Origin of the sequence: Nitrincola lacisaponensis (assembly GCF_000691225.1) — a bacterium.
Lineage (GTDB): Bacteria > Pseudomonadota > Gammaproteobacteria > Pseudomonadales > Balneatricaceae > Nitrincola > Nitrincola lacisaponensis.
The window spans coordinates 526,351-543,561 of sequence record NZ_JMSZ01000016.1 but is presented as its reverse complement, the minus strand read 5'-3'; the positions used below and the strand labels follow the sequence as shown (position 1 = coordinate 543,561).

17 protein-coding genes are annotated in these 17,211 nt (G+C 52.5%); 1 reads left to right on the top strand and 16 read right to left on the bottom strand.

The features are described from left to right. Nucleotides 1-21: 21 nt before the first annotated feature. The 10 genes from ADINL_RS05895 to ADINL_RS05850 form a co-directional block, all read right to left on the bottom strand. Nucleotides 22-1,275, bottom strand: coding sequence for an aminotransferase class V-fold PLP-dependent enzyme (locus tag ADINL_RS05895; protein ID WP_036544822.1), 1,254 nt, complete (start codon nt 1,273-1,275; stop codon nt 22-24). Continuing rightward, complete coding sequence (gene sufD / locus ADINL_RS05890) at nt 1,268-2,566, bottom strand: Fe-S cluster assembly protein SufD (protein WP_036544820.1); 1,299 nt, start codon at nt 2,564-2,566, stop codon at nt 1,268-1,270. Before sufD ends, ADINL_RS05895 begins: the two co-directional genes overlap by 8 nt. Continuing rightward, entirely contained in the window at nt 2,566-3,315 is a 750-nt protein-coding gene (gene sufC / locus ADINL_RS05885) for a Fe-S cluster assembly ATPase SufC (protein WP_036544817.1), read from the bottom strand. Before sufC ends, sufD begins: the two co-directional genes overlap by 1 nt. 39 nt (nt 3,316-3,354) lie before the next feature. After that, complete coding sequence (gene sufB, locus ADINL_RS05880; protein WP_036544815.1) at nt 3,355-4,791, bottom strand: Fe-S cluster assembly protein SufB; 1,437 nt, start codon at nt 4,789-4,791, stop codon at nt 3,355-3,357. Nucleotides 4,792-4,820: 29 nt separating this feature from the next. Then, nucleotides 4,821-5,978 (bottom strand): IscS subfamily cysteine desulfurase, encoded by a 1,158-nt coding sequence (locus tag ADINL_RS05875; protein WP_051632595.1) that lies wholly within the window; start codon nt 5,976-5,978, stop codon nt 4,821-4,823. A gap of 35 nt (nt 5,979-6,013) precedes the next feature. Continuing rightward, entirely contained in the window at nt 6,014-6,499 is a 486-nt protein-coding gene (gene iscR, locus ADINL_RS05870; protein ID WP_036544813.1) for a Fe-S cluster assembly transcriptional regulator IscR, read from the bottom strand. A gap of 114 nt (nt 6,500-6,613) precedes the next feature. Continuing rightward, on the bottom strand, nt 6,614-7,390 hold the full coding sequence (cysE, locus tag ADINL_RS05865) for a serine O-acetyltransferase (RefSeq protein ID WP_036544811.1): 777 nt from the start codon (nt 7,388-7,390) through the stop codon (nt 6,614-6,616). Further along, entirely contained in the window at nt 7,383-8,192 is an 810-nt protein-coding gene (locus ADINL_RS05860; RefSeq protein ID WP_084154409.1) for an RNA methyltransferase, read from the bottom strand. The genes cysE and ADINL_RS05860 overlap by 8 nt, the downstream gene beginning before the upstream one ends. A gap of 144 nt (nt 8,193-8,336) precedes the next feature. Next, the gene (locus ADINL_RS05855; RefSeq protein WP_036544809.1) at nt 8,337-8,930 is read right to left on the bottom strand and encodes a class I SAM-dependent methyltransferase; all 594 of its coding nucleotides are present in this window, start codon (nt 8,928-8,930) and stop codon (nt 8,337-8,339) included. Continuing rightward, nucleotides 8,927-9,625: a class I SAM-dependent methyltransferase gene (locus ADINL_RS05850; protein WP_036544807.1), complete on the bottom strand. Its 699-nt coding sequence runs from the start codon at nt 9,623-9,625 to the stop codon at nt 8,927-8,929. Before ADINL_RS05850 ends, ADINL_RS05855 begins: the two co-directional genes overlap by 4 nt. Before the next feature lie 242 nt (nt 9,626-9,867). Between ADINL_RS05850 and ADINL_RS05845 the strand changes: the two genes are divergently transcribed. After that, nucleotides 9,868-10,668 (top strand): inositol monophosphatase family protein, encoded by an 801-nt coding sequence (locus ADINL_RS05845; RefSeq protein ID WP_036544806.1) that lies wholly within the window; start codon nt 9,868-9,870, stop codon nt 10,666-10,668. Between the two features lie 75 nt (nt 10,669-10,743). Here ADINL_RS05845 and ADINL_RS05840 read toward each other — a convergent pair whose 3' ends face one another. The 6 genes from ADINL_RS05840 to hfq form a co-directional block, all read right to left on the bottom strand. Next, nucleotides 10,744-12,036 carry an adenylosuccinate synthase gene (locus ADINL_RS05840; RefSeq protein WP_036544803.1) on the bottom strand — a complete coding sequence of 431 codons (1,293 nt, stop codon included), beginning with the start codon at nt 12,034-12,036 and terminating at the stop codon, nt 10,744-10,746. A 33-nt stretch (nt 12,037-12,069) separates the two neighbouring features. Continuing rightward, on the bottom strand, nt 12,070-13,242 hold the full coding sequence (locus ADINL_RS05835) for an ATP phosphoribosyltransferase regulatory subunit (protein WP_036544801.1): 1,173 nt from the start codon (nt 13,240-13,242) through the stop codon (nt 12,070-12,072). Between the two features lie 142 nt (nt 13,243-13,384). Beyond that, nucleotides 13,385-14,257: a protease modulator HflC gene (gene hflC, locus ADINL_RS05830; RefSeq protein WP_036544798.1), complete on the bottom strand. Its 873-nt coding sequence runs from the start codon at nt 14,255-14,257 to the stop codon at nt 13,385-13,387. A gap of 1 nt (nt 14,258) precedes the next feature. Further along, the gene (gene hflK, locus ADINL_RS05825; protein WP_036544796.1) at nt 14,259-15,479 is read right to left on the bottom strand and encodes an FtsH protease activity modulator HflK; all 1,221 of its coding nucleotides are present in this window, start codon (nt 15,477-15,479) and stop codon (nt 14,259-14,261) included. A 72-nt stretch (nt 15,480-15,551) separates the two neighbouring features. Beyond that, complete coding sequence (gene hflX / locus ADINL_RS05820) at nt 15,552-16,856, bottom strand: ribosome rescue GTPase HflX (protein WP_036544794.1); 1,305 nt, start codon at nt 16,854-16,856, stop codon at nt 15,552-15,554. A gap of 9 nt (nt 16,857-16,865) precedes the next feature. Continuing rightward, nucleotides 16,866-17,105 (bottom strand): RNA chaperone Hfq, encoded by a 240-nt coding sequence (gene hfq / locus ADINL_RS05815; protein WP_036544792.1) that lies wholly within the window; start codon nt 17,103-17,105, stop codon nt 16,866-16,868. Between the last annotated feature and the right edge of the window lie 106 nt (nt 17,106-17,211).

The following is a 17,211-nucleotide window of genomic DNA, read 5'->3' as shown; positions in this document are numbered from 1 at the left end:
GCACTCACCTCCAGGGTTAGATCACAGCAAAAAGGCCTTTGCCTTTTCCAGTCCTTCAAACAAGCGATCAACTTCAGACAGGGTGTTATAAAAACTGAAGCTGGCACGCACCGTACCATCCAGACCCAGGTACTCCATCACCGGCTGAGCACAGTGATTACCTGTACGTACGGCAATGCCTTGCTGGTCCAGCAACATACCGATATCAGCCGCATGAATGCCTTCCAGTACAAAACTCATCACACAGACACGATTACGCGCACACCCGACCAGGCGAAGGCCTTCAAAAGCCTCGGCACGCTGCTGAACCGCACGCATCAGCGCGTCTTCATGCGCAATGGCACCGGCCTTGTCCAGTTGGTTGAGATACTTCACTGCCGCCGCCAGACCTATGGCATCGGCAATATTGGGTGTACCGGCTTCAAACTTGAACGGAATACGGTTGTAGGTGGTGCCCTGAAAACTGACGCTTTCAATCATTTCACCACCCCCGTGCCAGGGCGTCATGGCTTCGAGCAATTCAGACCGCCCCCACAGTACACCGATACCCGTCGGACCAAACAGCTTGTGACCGGAGAAAGCGTAAAAGTCACAGCCCAGTGCCTGGACATCGGTCATCCAGTGACCGGCTGCCTGAGCACCATCCACCATCACCAGCGCACCAACGGCATGTGCCATCTCCACCATCTGCGCAACCGGATTGATACTGCCCAACGCATTGGAAACCTGGCCAACCGAGACCATTTTGACGCGCTCATCCAGCATGGCTGCATAGGCATCCAGATCGATTTCACCCAGGTTTGTCACCGGAATCGGCTCCAGGTGTGCACCGGTAGCCGCTGCAATCATCTGCCAGGGAACGATGTTTGAATGGTGCTCCATCATCGACACCAGCACCCGGTCACCCGGTTTCAGGAACTGACGCCCCCAACTGGCTGCGACCAGATTGATGCCTTCGGTGGTGCCACGAGTCCAGATCACCTCACGCACGTCCGGTGCATTGATGAATTGCGCCAGTGTAACCCGCGCCTGTTCGAACTTTTCGGTAGCACGATCACTCAGCGTATGAGCGCCACGGTGAACATTGCTGTTATAACCGGTATAGAAATCGACCAGGGCATCGATTACAACCTGAGGTTTTTGGGTAGTCGCACCATTGTCCAGATACACCAGTGGATGCCCATTGACCTGCTGATGCAAGATCGGGAAGTCCGCTCGTACCCGCTCAACATCGAAGGGTTGAATTGAGTCAGTCACAGTGCCGCCTTCAGTCATGAATGATATGTCGTGTCAGTTGGTCATTTTGACCAAACATCTGCGCAATCCGTGGGCGCAGCCACTGCTGCAGCGGCTCCAGCGCAACACCTTCCACCAGCTCATTAACAAAGCCAAAGCTCAGCATAACGCGTGCTTCAGCTTCGGAAATACCACGACTGGTCAGGTAAAACAGCGCCTCGTCATTCAGCTGACTGACCGTTGCACCATGAGCACAGCGCACATCATCCGCATAAATTTCCAGTTCAGGCTTGGTATTTACCTGAGCCTGATCAGAGGTCAACAGGTTACGGTTGCTCATTTCCGCCAGCGTTTTCTGTGCGTCCGGGTGGATATGAATACGGCCGTTAAACACTGCGCGAGCTGAATCGGCAATCACACCACGAAACACTTCAGTGGTCGTACAGTGCGGCACACAGTGCTCAACCTGAGTGTGATAATCCACCCGCTGTTGATTACGCGGCAGGTAGATACCATTCAATTGAAGATCCGAACCACTGCCCAGGTGCTTGATATGATAATCCAGACGTTTCAGACGACTGCCATTGGCCAGTGTAAAGCCATTGAAGCGTGCATCCTGAGCCAGACGCACATGCACACCACCGGTATGCAGTGACTGCTCGGATTCCAGATTAATACGGTAGTGACGCAGACTGGCATTGGCACCCACCACACACTCGGTCGTGGCATTCATCCAGCCTTTGTCATCCGCTTCTGTGGAATAAAAGTGCTCCAGCAGTTCCGCTTCAGCACCCGATTCCAGTACCACCAATACACGGGCATTCATCGCCTGAGCATCTGCCTGATCACTGACCTGAACCAGATACACCGGCTTATCCAGACGCTGGTTGGCGCCCAGATGCAGTAACACACCTTCCTGCAACCAGCTGCTGTTGAGTGCAGCAAACAGATGTTGCTGCTGATCAGCTACCTGATTCAGGTGTTCACGAATCAGCGCCTGCTGGGCTGAATCTGCTTCAGAAAAACGTACCAGTGCAGCTGGACATTCAGTTGACAGGTGCGCCGCAAAGTGACCATTTACAAATACCAGGCGATAGGCATCCAGCTCAACCAGTTCTGACAGATCTGTTAGCTGGCGTGCTTGGGCAGGCTGCCACTGGGCATTTTCCAGCGGCAAGAGCGACGTATAGCGCCAAGCCTCAGTTTTACGGGTTGGCCAGGCCAACCCCTGCCACACAGCTGCACCCTGTGCACGCGCATCAGTCAACCAGGCCGGAAAGTGCTGCGCACCTGCCAGCGTCAGTGCCGCTTGTTGAAACTCACCGCTCATCAGGCCACCTCGTCTTCGAGCCAGCTGTACCCTTTGGCTTCCAGCTCCAGCGCCAGCGATTTGTCTCCGGACTTCACGATTCGGCCGTTCGCCAGCACATGCACATAATCCGGAACAATATAATCCAGCAAACGCTGATAGTGTGTGACCACAATAAAGCTGCGATCTGCTGCACGCATCGCATTGACGCCTCGCGCAACCACCTGCAAGGCATCAATATCCAGGCCTGAGTCGGTTTCATCCAGAATACACAGCGATGGCTCCATCAGCATCATCTGCATGATTTCATTACGCTTCTTCTCGCCACCAGAGAAACCTTCATTGACACCACGCTTAAGAAAGCTCTGATCCAGATCGACAGCTTTACAGGCTTCGCGCGCCATTTTCATAAAATCAATCGCAGACAGTTCAGACAGGCCAGCATGGCTGCGACGCGCATCAACAGCCGCTTTCAGCAGCTCCATATTGCTGACACCGGGAATTTCGACCGGGTACTGGAATGCCAGAAACAAACCTTCACGCGCGCGGATTTCAGGATCCATATCCAGCAGATCCAGCCCCTTGAAGGTCACACTGCCAGCGGTTGGCTCATAGCCAGGACGGCCTGCCAGCACATTCCCCAGCGTACTTTTACCGGCACCATTGGGGCCCATTATGGCGTGAATTTCACCTGGCCCCACGTCAAGAGAGAGCTGACGAATGATGGCTTTATCTTCTACAGAGGCACACAGTTCATTAATTTTTAACATAATTGATTCCAACGCTTGCAAATTCAGCGGACCGACCGGTTAACCGACAGACCCTTCGAGACTCACTTCAAGCAACTTGCCCGCTTCAACGGCGAACTCCATCGGTAACTGCTTGAACACCTCCCGACAGAAGCCATTGACGATCATCGACACAGCCTTCTCTGCATCCAGACCACGTTGCTGACATAAAAACATCTGATCATCACTGACCTTGGAGGTTGTTGCCTCATGCTCTACTATCGCAGATGGATGAGCACTCTCGATATACGGGAAGGTATGCGCACCGCAACGATCACCGATCAACAGGGAGTCACACTGGGTATAGTTACGTGCACCGGCCGCAGACGGCCCCATACGCACCAGCCCACGGTAGGCATTCTGGCTGCGCCCTGCAGAAATACCCTTGGAGATAATGGTCGACTTGGTGTGCTTACCCAGGTGAATCATCTTGGTACCAGTGTCTGCCTGCTGACAATTATTGGTCAGGGCCACGGAATAAAACTCACCGATACTGTGATCACCCTTGAGGATACAGCTGGGGTACTTCCAGGTAACGGCCGATCCGGTTTCTACCTGCGTCCAGGAAATTTTGGCGCGGGTATGGCAAATACCACGTTTGGTAACAAAGTTGTAAATACCACCCTTGCCATTTTCATCACCGGGATACCAGTTCTGTACAGTCGAGTACTTGATCTCGGCATTATCCAGTGCAATCAGTTCTACAACGGCCGCATGCAGCTGGTTTTCATCGCGCTGCGGCGCGGTACAACCTTCCAGATAGCTCACGTGAGAGCCTTCATCTGCGATAATCAGCGTACGCTCAAACTGTCCGGTATTCATCTGATTGATACGGAAGTAAGTCGACAGTTCCATCGGGCAACGCACACCCTTGGGAATGTAGACAAAGGAGCCGTCAGAGAAGACTGCAGAATTCAGTGCCGCATAGTAATTGTCCCGCTGAGGTACAACGGTACCGATGTATTTCTTCACCAGCTCGGGATACTTATGCACCGCTTCGCTGATCGGACAGAAAATAACACCTGCCTCTTCCAACTTGCCACGGAAGGTTGTCACTACGGATACCGAGTCGAACACCGCATCCACCGCGACACCCGCCAACATCTCCTGCTCATGCAGGGGGATACCCAGCTTGTTGTAGGTTTCGATCAGATCCGGATCGACTTCATCGAGGCTTTTAGGGCGATCTGCCAGACTCTTGGGTGCAGAGTAATAGGACACCGCCTGAAAATCGATTTCAGGGTAGTGCACATGCGCCCAATCCGGCTCTTTCATCGTCAGCCAGGCACGGTAGGCTTTCAAACGCCACTCGAGCATCCACTCGGGCTCATTTTTCTTGGCAGAGATGAAACGGACCACGTCCTCATTCAACCCTGGCGGTAAGGTTTCCGATTCAATATCGGTATGAAAGCCCGCCGCATATTCTTTCTTGATTAACTGTTCAACCTGTTCAGACATAAGCCTACCTCTGCTTGTTCTATCCGCGGTCAGGCGGTGATACTGACCAATTGACTGACCACCTGCCGGAAATGCGACACGGCATAATCCACCTCATCCTGAGTGGTAAAACGACCAAAGCTGATCCGCAAGGATGCATGTGCAAGAGCATCCGGAACCCCGATGGCTTTCAATACATAGCTGGGTTCAACACTGGCCGATGTACAGGCTGACCCCGTCGAGATGGCCAGATCTTTCAGCGCCATCAACAACAGCTCACCCTCAACACCGGCCACACCAACATTCAAGTTACCCGCAACGCGCCGGCTCATGGATCCATGTACTTTGACGCCTGGAAGATCCTGAACCCCCTGCCAAAACCGGTTACGCAAACCCAGAATACGTGAGGACTCTTCAGCCAGCTGTTCGAAAGCCAAACGTGCTGCTTCTCCCATACCCACCAACTGATGTGTCGCCAGTGTACCGGAGCGCATTCCTCGCTCATGACCACCACCATGTATCTGAGCCTCCAGACGTACACGCGGCTGCTGACGCACATACAGTGCGCCGACCCCCTTAGGGCCATAGAGCTTGTGTGCGGAAAAAGACATCAGATCCACAGGCAATTGCTGTACATCAATCGGCAATTTACCCAGGCTCTGAGCAGCATCAACATGCAACAACACACCTCGCTGTCGACACACTTGCCCGATAGCATCGATATCATTGATCGTGCCGATCTCGTTATTCACCTGCATCACACTGACCAGCAGGGTATCGTCACGTATCGCATCCGCAACCTGCTGTGGATCTATCAACCCTTGCGCATCCGGCTTAAGCCAGGTGACTTCGTAACCTTCAGTTTCCAGATGTTTCAGCGTATCGATAACCGCTTTATGCTCGATTACCGAACTGATCAGATGCTGCCCTTTACGCCGGTACTGATGCGCTGCCCCCTTGATCGCAAGATTGTTGGACTCCGTTGCACCTGAAGTCCAGACGATCTCACGCGGGTCTGCGTGAATCAGTTCCGCTACCTGTTGGCGTGCTGTTTCAACCGCCTCTTCCGCTTTCCAGCCATACAGGTGTGAGCGCGACGCAGGATTGGCAAAATTCCCATCCAGTGTCAGGCAAGCCATCATTTTTTCAGCTACCTGCGGGTCAACCGGGGTTGATGCCGCATAGTCCAGATAAATTGGTTTTCTCATCACACCTACACTGGTTTCAGGATCTGCCAGACGGATTACAATCCACTGGCAATGCGAATATCACTGGCAATCATCTGTTCTGACTGACGTCCATCCTGGCGCTGGGAGACTGCCTGCACATCTTTACGCTCGACCAGATCTGCCAGGGTAATGCCATTCAAAAACGTATGGATCTGGTCACTCAGATCACACCAGAGGTGATGCGTCAGACAGACTTCACCCGACTGGCAGTCACCACGCTTGTTACAGCCGGTGGCATCAACATTTTCATTCACGGCATCTATGACTTCAGCCACATTAATTTCACTCTGTGACCGCTTCAGCTGATAACCGCCACCGGGACCTCTGACACTGGCCACCAGGTCATTACGTCTCAACTTGGCAAACAGCTGCTCCAGATAAGACAGTGAAATACCCTGCCGCTCAGAAATATCTGCCAGACTGATTGGCCCCTTACCTTCATGCAGCGCCAGATCCAACATGGCTGTCACTGCATAACGTCCTTTCGTTGTTAACCGCATAATTCACCTCACTTGACTTACATTCCGTAAGGATTATGCAAAAACCAACAGTTTCAGTCAACTATATATCCTACTATTTTACTCAGATTTTAGATCACTGTACAAATCAGGACATCATGAAGATTTCAGACCCTCTTCTACAGCCCCCTCAAAATCCTCTTTCTTGAGCTCGGGCAACTGCTCATCACAGTATTCAGGACGCAGTTCACAGAGCACACTGCCCATTTTGTCCATACGCTTATCCATCGCCTGCAAATGATCCAGCATGCAACCTATCGCATGGGCCACGGGGTCCGACACTTCATTGGTCACACCATAGGCGTCAAAGCCGACCTTATCCGCCATCTGCCGCCGCTGTTCTTCACTGGCATCCTCTTCTGCGCGCCGCACGATTCGACCAGGAATTCCAACCACGGTAGCACCTGCAGGTACCGCTTTGGTCACGACTGCGTTAGAACCTATTTTGGCACCCGCCCCCACAGTAAAAGGCCCCAGAATTTTTGCCCCGGCACCCACAATGACATTATTTTCCAGAGTAGGATGGCGCTTACCCTTGTTCCAGGTAGTACCTCCCAGCGTCACCCCCTGATACAGGGTGACGTCATCACCCACCTCAGCAGTTTCGCCTATAACCACCCCCATGCCATGGTCAATGAAGAAACGCCGCCCAATACGCGCCCCCGGGTGTATCTCGATTCCGGTCATCCAGCGGGCAAAATTGGAAATCAGTCGGGCCAGCCATTTGAAATTACGTTGCCACAACGCATGTGCCAAGCGATGCCACCAGACTGCATGCAAGCCGGGATAATTGGTCAGCACCTCAAGAAAATTACGCGCCGCGGGGTCGCGATCAAATACCGAACGTACATCCTCTCGCAAACGCTCAAACATTTCCGCTCTCCTTCTGCGCCGCATCCAGCGCTTCTGAACTCTTCTCTGCAACTTCACGGTCAGGTGCAGCTCGTACTACCACCCGATCAATGGCACTGAGAAATCCACGTAATACATTCACTTCCACGCGATCCGGTACCGCACGTAAAAACAACCGGCGCAAGCGCGTCATCAATTGACGAGGATTATTTGGATCAAGAAATTCGACATCCACCAGCGTTTTCTCTAAATGCCCAAACAGCAGTTCGGTTTCCCTCGCATCAGCCAGATCGATATCCCAGTCAGTACCCCATTGAGGCTGATCCCCGGCCTGCTGCTCCATCAACGCCATGCGCAACTCATACGCTACCACCTGCACGGCAGCAGCCACATTCAGTGAACTGAAATCCGGATTGGTGGGAATATGGACATGATGATGACATCGATGCAACTCTTCATTCGTCAATCCCCGATCTTCACGGCCAAACAAAATGGCCATCCGTTTACCTGGTCGCAACTCACATGCCACAGCCGCCATTTGACGAGGATTAATCACTGGCCAGGGTATATGACGACCACGCGCACTGGTCCCCACCACCAGATGACAGCCTTCCAACGCCTCATCCAGGGAAGACACCACTCGCGCCGAACTCAGTAAATCCGTGGCTCCAGAGGCACGCGCATCCGCCTCTTCATCGGGAAAACGTTTGGGTGACACCAGACACAAATCCACCAACCCCATATTCTTCATGGCCCGGGCAACGGCTCCGATATTGCCCGGATGGGTGGTATGAATCATGACAATACGTATCTGGTCCAACATGGCTCAACATTTCCGGCAAAAAACAAGGCCAATATCATACCAGATAACCATTACGTAAGTGCAGAGCTACTGATGGAAGAGGACGTGTTGGGATAGACCATCAGAACCAAACCGAGCGCAAGAACAGATGTCATACCGATCTGCTTAATCTACTTTTTGCGCAACGACTGAGTAGGTATGCCAGTGTTTCTGTCGCCCAACCAGTGTCATCCCTGGTGCATCATGTTCATACAAATCAACGATCTGGAACCCATGTTGTAAAAGCACTTGCAACTCAGCCAACGAATGAACGGTTAGATCACCACGTCCCATTCTTGCCCAGGAATCATTCGGACCCATAAAGTGACCGCAAAAGACACCACCTGCCAGCAGTGACTCGGTGATATTCATCCAGGCCTTTGAAAATACTGCCGGATGACAAAAAAACAAACTCGAGCAGGCGCTTACCAACGATACCGAAGGATAATCAAACGCTTCAAAATGACTCACCTGAGGAAATAACTTCTGATTGAGGTGTGCCCGCCCCTGCTCACTCAAACGCGCAATAGCCTCATCACTTTTATCGTATGCATACACATGGAACCCCCGCTCAATCAAGAACAAGGCATCGCGCCCGGCACCACAGCCAACATCTACTGCCACCCGGGACAATGCGGGATCAAGAATTTCAAGCGCCAGTTTCAGATGAGGATACACATCCACATCCATGGATCGATCATAATATAACTGCTCACTCATGACGGAGCGTCCTCACTGCCAGCGGCTGACACTGCACTAAAAATAATGGATGCAGGCTGCTGAGTCTTTGGGTCAAGCGGTTCGGAAATATCGATTACCCTGAGCCCATTGACTGACAGCAGTGCAAACCAGTTTTTCAGTGTTCTGAAATACCAGGGAGCCGGATCGATAAAACTGGCATCAAAACCGGCCCAGGAGCCCGCACGCCAGCCATCGCAATAAGGCAAGTCACCACCTGCCATCAACGGGTGAAGTGTCTGTACAATCAACACCCCGTCAGGCTTGAGAAACATGGGCGTCGCGGCAATCAACTGTTCAACCGACTCCTTTCCGATAAGAGAGAAGTTACAGACCGCCACATCAAACCGGCGATCAATAACGCCTTGTGCTATAGCCTCATAAGATGCCACACGAAACTCACCACCACCCAATGCTCGGGCCTGCTCTACAAGAGACGGCACTGCATCTACTCCCAACAATTGCACAGCATGCGGCGACAACGCCCGAACCAGCCACCCTTCTCCACAACCAATATCTATCACCGACTCGGGCGACTGCTGCAGGACAGCATCCACAATCGCCTGATTCGTGACGCACTGGCGTGTCTCAATCTGTCCAAGCCGCACAGCAGACGTCCATTGAGACACATTTTTTGACCATGAATCGATCACTTTTGCATCACTGAACGGATTCATCCTGCAGTCCTCACACAACACAGTAATTGAATCCTATCAGGAATCCTTGCGAGAATGTAAACCTAGGTATTCAAACACACTGGAGAAATCAACACCGTCGATTTTGCGCATACCGCCACTATGTGTTATTGCCGGACGCGCACTACCTTTCAAGACAGTGTTAGTGGCTAAATGCATAGATAACCCCTCGCCACTCCAGTATAATGGCTTTTTGCTCTTGAACAATTTGGACGCTTAACCTGATGCAACCGATAGTCAATATCGCACTTCGTGCTGCCCGCCTTGGCGGAGAACAGATTGCCCGCGCGGCAGAACGTTTGGACCTGATTAAATCTGAACAGTCCAGTGCGGCTGAATTTATCAGCGAAACCTGCTCTCAGGTAGAGCGTACCATCGCTCAATCCATTCAGAAAGCTTACCCTCACCACACGCTGCAAGGCGCATTCAGTGGTCGCTACAATGCCACTGGTGAAGGCCCTGTGGTTTGTGACTGGCAAATCAGCCCGGTAGACAGCCTGATTAACTTTTCCAATGGGCTGCCAGTATATGCACTGAGCCTGACCGGACGCATCAATGGCCGTACCGAGCATTGCGTCGTGATTAATCCAGTGACAGGTGAAGAGTTCACTGCCAGCCGCGGGAATGGTGCTCAACTGAATGGTCGCCGTCTGCGCGTAAGCAGCAGCAAGCAACTGCATCAGGCACTACTGGGCTGCGGATTTGTGTCAGGCAACAACCGTGAACTGGCTTTTGCTGAACACCAGAAACAGCTATACCGTCTGACAACTGCCGGTGCACACCTGTTCAGCAGCGGCTCGGCATTACTGAATCTGGCTTACACCGCAGCTGGCCGCCTGGACGGCTTCTTTCAGGCTGACCTGAGTGAAGCGGAAATGGAAGCCGGTTTGCTGCTGATTCAGGAAGCCGGTGGTCTGGTTGGCGATTACAAGGGCGGCAACGCTCATCGTAAAACCGGCAGCCTGGTGGCAGCCAATCCCAAGATGTTCAAACTGCTGGTAAAAACACTCCAGACAGCTGACTGAATCTGCGTGAGTATAAAAAAGGCCTGAACAGCACAACTGTTCAGGCCTTTTTTGTGGCGGATACCGCCCCACTAATCAGTGGAACGGATCTCGCAGTACAATGGTCTCATTACGGTCTGGACCTGTGGAAATAATATCCACCGGCGCTCCAACCAGCTCTTCCAGGCGCTTGATGTAAGCACGCGCATTCGCAGGCAAAGCATCTACGCTTTTCACACCCACAGTCGACTCACTCCAACCCGGCATCATTTCATATACAGGCGTGATCGCCTCATAGTCTTCACTGCCACTGAGCGAGTAGACCGGATTGCCTTCCGCATCCTCATAACCGGTACAGATACCGATCTGATCCAGACCATCCAACACATCCAGCTTGGTCAGACACAGACCCGAAACCGAGTTGATCTCAATAGCATGCTTTAACGCCACTGCATCAAACCAGCCGCAACGACGTGCACGACCGGTTGTAGAACCAAACTCATGGCCTTTTTCTGCCAAACGGCGACCTACATCACACGAAAGCTCTGTCGGGAAAGGCCCCCCACCCACACGGGTGGTGTAAGCTTTGGTGATACCGAGGATATAATCCAGATACAAGGGACCAAAACCACTACCGGTTGAAGTACCACCAGCCGTGGTGTTTGAAGAGGTCACATAAGGATAGGTGCCATGATCAATATCCAGCAGCGAGCCCTGCGCACCTTCAAACATGATACTGGCACCCTGACGGCGCAGATCATGCAAAATCGCTGTGACATCAGCAATCATCGGCAAGAGTTTGTCCGCCATGGCCATACACTCAGCCAGTACCTGATCGTAATCGACAGGCGCTACGCCATAGTACTGCTCCAGCATGAAATTGTGGTATTTCAGCACCTCTTTCAGCTTGGCAGCAAAGCCTTCTGCGTCACGAATATCACCCAGACGCAAGCCACGGCGTGCGACCTTATCTTCGTATGCAGGTCCGATACCACGACCGGTAGTACCGATTTTGGAATCACCACGTGCCAGTTCGCGAGCCTGATCCAGCGCCACATGAGACGGCAGGATCAGCGGGCAAGCAGGACTCAGACGCAGGCGCTGACTGACAGGCACACCGGTCGCTTCCAGACCAGCAATCTCTTTCAGCAAAGCTTCCGGTGATAACACCACGCCATTACCGATCAGGCACAGCACGTTTTCCCTCAAAATCCCGGACGGGATCAGGTGTAAAACGGTTTTTTTGCCATCGATCACCAGCGTATGACCCGCGTTGTGACCCCCTTGAAAACGTACTACCGCCGCAATCTTCTCAGTCAGCAGATCAACGATTTTACCTTTTCCTTCATCACCCCACTGGGTGCCCAGAACAACGACGTTTTTACCCATTGCTGTCTCATGTGCTCATACTATGTTAATGAATCAAAGCGGCTTGATCTGCCACTCATCACCCTGTTTTTGCAACTGACGATCACAGCTGTCCGGTACAGGCAGCCCCTCCAGCATCTGAATCACACGCACGCCCTGCTGTCGCAGATCGCGTACTGCCTGCTGTAATGAGGTGTCCTCAGGCACTGCCGGCGCCAGTACAGCCGGTTCAGACTGCGCCGTGAGACCGGACAGATCAATCAGCGTACTCAGATCCGTACTGAATCCTGTCGCCGGACGTGCGCGGCCAAAGTCCTGACCAATTTCATCATAACGCCCGCCCTTGGCCAGCGCTTGTCCATAACTGGGTGTATAGGCGGCAAATACCACACCCGTGTGGTAGTGATAACCACGCAACTCAGCCAGATCGACATAACAGCGTACTTCAGGATAGCGCTGTTGCACCCGTTCAGCCAGTTGCATCAAATATTCTACGGCCTGACATGCATCAGGATGCGTGAAACACTCACGGGCGCGGCCCAAAACATCCAGTGTTCCATGCAGTCGCGGCAACATGGCCAGTTGCTGATGCAGGGCATCATCCAGCGATAAGGTAGCAATAAAAGCCTCAATTTCAGGCATCGCCTTACGCTGTAACAACTCGATGAACTGATCTTTCTGCTCCTGAGTCAAGCCAGCCTGGCGCACCAGCGCCCGGAAGGGACCAACATGCCCAAGATCCAGTGTCAGCGATTCGTTCACACCCGCCAGATGAAGGGTTTCCAGCATCAACGCAATGACTTCAACATCACTGTCCAGCCCGGCGTGACCATAAAGCTCTGCGCCGGCCTGCAGCGGATTGCGGCTTGCCAGCATGTGTGCAGGATGCGTATGTACAATAGAGCCACAGTAACACAAACGACTGGCACCCTCGGTACGCAATCGATGGGCATCAATACGCGCTACCTGTGGCGTAATATCCGCACGAATGCCCAACGCATGACCACTGATACGATCGGTGATTTTAAACGTATTCAAGTCCAGATCACGACCTGTACCAGTAAGCAAGGATTCCAGATGCTCAACCAGAGGCGGCATGACCAATTCATAACCCCAGGTGTTGTACAAATCCAGTAAGCGTCTGCGCATCAACTCGGCCTGACGGGCCTGGGGCGGCAGCAGCTCTTTTATACCTTCAGGCAGCAACCATCTATCTGCCAATGCCATGCATCATTCCTCACGTCATCGCCGCAACACTGAACCTGCGGCATACCCTGCGTCCTGTACATAAAAAAACCGGGCAATGACCCGGTTGATCCATTCTAACATAAAAGCGGGCGCCAATGGCACCCGCTTTTGTTTGACTCGCTTAGCGAATTGAAGGGTTCTGCAAATAGCGGAAGAATTCGCTGTTCGGCTCCAGCACCAGAATATCACCCTGGCCACTGAAGGATTCACGATATGCGTTCAGACTACGCACAAAAGCGTAAAACTCCGCGTCCTGACTGAAAGCATTGGCATAGATATTGGCTGCTTCAGCATCCCCCTCACCTCGAATGATTTCAGCCGTGCTGAATGCATTCGCCGTGATAACAGTACGCTGACGATCAGCATCTGCACGAATACCCTCGGCCAACTCCAGACCACGTGCACGTAACTCACGCGCCAGACGCAAACGCTCAGAACGCATACGATCATATACAGAGGCAGACACCTCTGTTGGCAAGTCGATACGCTTGATACGGATATCAACAATCTCGATACCCAGTTCACGTTCCGCAACCTGACTCAGCGCACGGTTAACCTGCTCCATCAACTCTTCACGCTCACCAGAGACTACCTGATTCAGGGTACGCTCACCAAACTGGTTACGCAGGTTGGTTTCAATACGACTGGACAACAGACTGTTCGCCCGGTTTTCATCACCGGAAGTGGCCGTATAGTAACGCTCCACATCCTTGACACGCCATTTGATGAAAGAGTCAACAATCAAACGCTTGGCTTCCAGCGTCAGGAACGCCTGTGGACGTGAGTCCATGGTAATCAGACGCGCTTCAAATTTACGCACTGTATTCACAAACGGAATCTTGAAATGCAGACCCGGTTCGATATCCGGCTCAACGATTTCACCGAAGCGCAGTTTCACAGCACGCTCGGTTTCCTTGACGATATAAACCGACTCGGACACCAGCCATACAGCAATCAACGCTACAACCAGCACAAATACTGAATTGGATTTCATCTTATCGACCCTCCCTCAGACTGCCGGCTTGTCGACTACGCGCCTGCTCAGTAATCTGGTCATTCAACTGACGCAGATTCAGATCGGCACTGCTGCTACTGCCACGGGCAGAAGAACCGCTGCCACGCTGCTGATCCATCAGTTTATCCAACGGCAGGAACATGACATTATTGCCACCATTCTCCATATCCATCAGCACTTTCGGATTGTTTGTCATAACGCTCTGCATGGTGTCGATGTACAGACGTTCACGCATCACATCAGGCGACTGGCGATATTCAGTTAACAGTGCCAAAAAGCGCTGAGTTTCACCGTTCGCTCTGGCGACAACCTCTTCACGATAAGCACTGGCCTCTTCCAGCATACGCTGGGCCACACCACGTGCCTCAGGGACGACGCTGTTCGCGTAGGCTTCAGCTTCGTTCTTGGAACGCTGCTCATCCTCTCGCGCCTTGATTACATCATCGAACGCATCCTGAACCTGGCTGGGCGCCTGGGCATTACGAACGTTGACACCCGAAATACGAATACCTGTTTCATAGGTATCCATGTGGCGCTGCAAACGCTCCTGAACGGAGATAGCCATCACCTGACGACCTTCGGTCAGGATTGAATTCATGTCTGAACCACCGACAACCTGACGCAGTGCTGATTCAGCAGCCTGTGCCAGACTCTCCTCGGGACTGCGAACTCGCAGCATGAACAGCTCAGGATTTTCAGCAACGTACTGCACACTGATATCAACATCAACGATGTTCTCGTCTTCTGTCAGCATCAACGCACGGTGATCATGAATACGGACACGTGTCACGTTCACCTTATTTACTTCATCAATCAGCGGCGGATTCCATTGCAGACCCGGGTTCACCACACTGTGGAATTTACCCAGACGCAACACGACACCACGCTCCTGCTGGTCAACGGTATAGAAACCCATACCTGCCCAGACAACCAGCGCCAGTACTGCAGCAATACCTACCAGGGTAAAACTACCGCCTTTACCACCGGCACCACCACCGGAACCGGAACCCGAGCCACCTTTTTTACCGCCGAACAGTCCGTTCAGACGGTCTTGCAACTTCTGCAGCGCTTCATCAAGGTCGGGTGGACCCTGATCATTATTGCCACCGCCATTGCGTTTACCACCGCCGGGATTCCTGTCACCGCCGCCGCTCCAGGGGTCATGGTTCTTGCCATTCCCGCCAGGCTCATTCCAGGCCATAGTGTTCTCCGTTATGAAACATCAAAAATTTAAGGGTGAAATTTTATGAGGCGCGGCACATGGATGCAACCGCTATTCATTATCGACCACGACAGACAGATAACGTTCCGCCGGAATCTGTAGCCGACTCAGCAATTGACGAAAGTCCTTCAGCTGCAGCCGCACCTTGAGACTGATACGCCCATCTTCATCAATCCGTTCATCCAGTACCGCATCACGCGCATAAAGCATGGAACGGAACTGGCCTTCTGCCGGACTCAGATGCAGGGTATCTTCAAACATGGAACCAGACAAACGTTCATTTACTGCAGCCAACAGTAAATCAGTGCCCTCACCACGCTGAGCCGACAGCCAGACACGCACCGGCATACCGTCTTCATCACGATCTACACGCGGTGCAAAATCCGGTAACAGGTCAATCTTGTTATAGACCAGCAATACCGGTCTGTCATCTGCACCTATCTCATGCAAAACATCATTGACTTGCTCAATATGGGCATCACGTTCTTCATCATGACAGTCAATGACGTGCAACAGCAGATCGGCTTCAGCAGTTTCCTGCAACGTCGCCCGAAATGCCTCGACCAGCTTGTGTGGTAAATGACGGATAAAACCAACCGTATCCGCAAGAATCATGGGGCCGGCATCCGGCAACTGCACTTTGCGCAACGTCGGGTCCAGCGTAGCGAACAACTGATCCGCCGCATACACATTGGCGGAGGTCAGACTGTTAAACAACGTCGATTTACCTGCGTTAGTGTAACCCACCAGGGACACGGTAGGAATTTCCGCCCGTACACGAGCACGGCGCCCCTGATCACGCTGACGACGCACTTTTTCCAGACGCTTCAGGATCGCCTTGATGCGCGCTCGCAACAGACGCCGGTCTGTTTCCAGCTGGGTTTCACCCGGACCTCTGAGACCAATACCGCCCTTCTGGCGTTCAAGGTGAGTCCAGCCGCGCACCAGACGGGTAGACATGTGCTCAAGCTGAGCCAGCTCAACTTGCAGTTTACCCTCGTGTGTACGTGCACGCTGAGCAAAAATATCCAGTATCAGACCCGTTCGGTCCAATACACGGCATTTGATTTCACGCTCGATATTGCGTTCCTGAGCAGGGCTTAGTGAGTGGTTGAAGATGACCAGCTCAGCTTCATGCATGCGCACCAGCTCAGCCAGTTCTTCGACCTTACCCTTACCCAGAAAAAAACGTGGGCTAGGGTCTGAACGACTACCCTGCATAAAGCAGATCGGATCAGCACCCGCCGACAGGGCCAGCTCTTCCAACTCTCTGGGATCTTCAGCTTCCGCTTCAGATGCCAGATCTATATGCACCAGTATGGCGCGTTCTCCGGACTCCGGACGATCAAAAAACAATCAGATCACTCACTCTTCAATCTTGTCATCCGGCTGAGGCAGCTTCACAGGACGTGAGGGGACCACAGTGGAAATCGCATGTTTGTATACCATCTGACTGACTGTATTCTTCAGCAGAATGACGAACTGGTCGAAGGATTCGATCTGTCCCTGCAACTTGATACCGTTGACCAGAAAGATCGAGACTGGAACCCGCTCCTTGCGTAACACATTCAGATAAGGGTCTTGTAACGACTGCCCTTTTGACATTGCCTACTCCTTCACTGAAAAAATTCAGTCATAAAAAATTAGTGTATTTATACTTTTAAGCAATAACAGATAGCGCTGACACCCTGCGGATACCTGCAATGCACAA

What these genes read in the sequence shown, in the direction of transcription:
- hflK (WP_036544796.1), bottom strand. Translation starts at nt 15,479, where the DNA reads ATGGCCTGGAATGAGCCTGGCGGGAATGGCAAGAACCATGACCCCTGG.
- ADINL_RS05895 (WP_036544822.1), bottom strand. Translation starts at nt 1,275, where the DNA reads ATGACTGAAGGCGGCACTGTGACTGACTCAATTCAACCCTTCGATGTT.
- hflC (WP_036544798.1), bottom strand. Translation starts at nt 14,257, where the DNA reads ATGAAATCCAATTCAGTATTTGTGCTGGTTGTAGCGTTGATTGCTGTA.
- ADINL_RS05845 (WP_036544806.1), top strand. Translation starts at nt 9,868, where the DNA reads ATGCAACCGATAGTCAATATCGCACTTCGTGCTGCCCGCCTTGGCGGA.
- ADINL_RS05850 (WP_036544807.1), bottom strand. Translation starts at nt 9,625, where the DNA reads ATGAATCCGTTCAGTGATGCAAAAGTGATCGATTCATGGTCAAAAAAT.
- iscR (WP_036544813.1), bottom strand. Translation starts at nt 6,499, where the DNA reads ATGCGGTTAACAACGAAAGGACGTTATGCAGTGACAGCCATGTTGGAT.
- sufD (WP_036544820.1), bottom strand. Translation starts at nt 2,566, where the DNA reads ATGAGCGGTGAGTTTCAACAAGCGGCACTGACGCTGGCAGGTGCGCAG.
- sufB (WP_036544815.1), bottom strand. Translation starts at nt 4,791, where the DNA reads ATGTCTGAACAGGTTGAACAGTTAATCAAGAAAGAATATGCGGCGGGC.
- cysE (WP_036544811.1), bottom strand. Translation starts at nt 7,390, where the DNA reads ATGTTTGAGCGTTTGCGAGAGGATGTACGTTCGGTATTTGATCGCGAC.
- sufC (WP_036544817.1), bottom strand. Translation starts at nt 3,315, where the DNA reads ATGTTAAAAATTAATGAACTGTGTGCCTCTGTAGAAGATAAAGCCATC.
- ADINL_RS05860 (WP_084154409.1), bottom strand. Translation starts at nt 8,192, where the DNA reads ATGTTGGACCAGATACGTATTGTCATGATTCATACCACCCATCCGGGC.
- hfq (WP_036544792.1), bottom strand. Translation starts at nt 17,105, where the DNA reads ATGTCAAAAGGGCAGTCGTTACAAGACCCTTATCTGAATGTGTTACGC.
- ADINL_RS05875 (WP_051632595.1), bottom strand. Translation starts at nt 5,978, where the DNA reads ATGAGAAAACCAATTTATCTGGACTATGCGGCATCAACCCCGGTTGAC.
- ADINL_RS05835 (WP_036544801.1), bottom strand. Translation starts at nt 13,242, where the DNA reads ATGGCATTGGCAGATAGATGGTTGCTGCCTGAAGGTATAAAAGAGCTG.
- ADINL_RS05840 (WP_036544803.1), bottom strand. Translation starts at nt 12,036, where the DNA reads ATGGGTAAAAACGTCGTTGTTCTGGGCACCCAGTGGGGTGATGAAGGA.
- ADINL_RS05855 (WP_036544809.1), bottom strand. Translation starts at nt 8,930, where the DNA reads ATGAGTGAGCAGTTATATTATGATCGATCCATGGATGTGGATGTGTAT.